This is a genomic window from Bacillus sp. FMQ74 (genome assembly GCF_001875785.1).
Classification (GTDB): Bacteria; Bacillota; Bacilli; order Bacillales; family Bacillaceae; genus Bacillus; species Bacillus stercoris.
The window spans coordinates 1-588 of sequence record NZ_MOEO01000040.1 but is presented as its reverse complement, the minus strand read 5'-3'; the positions used below and the strand labels follow the sequence as shown (position 1 = coordinate 588).

The window sequence follows — 588 nt, the reverse complement described above, 5'->3', positions numbered from 1 at the left end:
ACCGGCGACTTGGTGAAGTGGGTGAACGGCGGCATCGAATACATCGGCCGGATCGACCAGCAGGTCAAGGTCCGCGGCTACCGAATCGAGCTTTCAGAAATCGAAGTCCAGCTCGCCCAGCTTTCTGAGGTACAGGATGCGGCGGTGACTGCTGTCAAGGATAAAGGCGGCCATACAGCGATCGCGGCGTATATCACACCAGAAACAGCTGATATAGAAGCGCTGAAATCAGCACTGAAGGAAACCCTGCCGGATTACATGATCCCGGCGTTCTGGGTGACACTGAGCGAGCTTCCGGTTACGGCAAACGGCAAAGTCGACCGCAAAGCCTTGCCTGAGCCGGACATCGAAGCGGGAAGCGGAGAATACAAAGCGCCGACGACCGACATGGAAGAGCTGCTTGCCGGCATCTGGCAGGAGGTGCTTGGAATGCCTGAAGTCGGTGTCACCGATAATTTCTTCTCGCTTGGCGGAGATTCCATCAAAGGAATTCAAATGGCGAGCCGCTTGAACCAGCACGGCTGGAAGCTGGAAATGAAAGATCTCTTCCAGCACCCGACGATCGAGGAGCTGACCCACTACGTAGAG

General features: G+C 56.1%; 1 protein-coding gene. It reads left to right on the top strand.

Annotated features, from left to right (window positions below):
• On the top strand, positions 1–588 hold a 588-nt coding region (locus BLL41_RS22245), incomplete at both ends, for a phosphopantetheine-binding protein (RefSeq protein ID WP_141770228.1).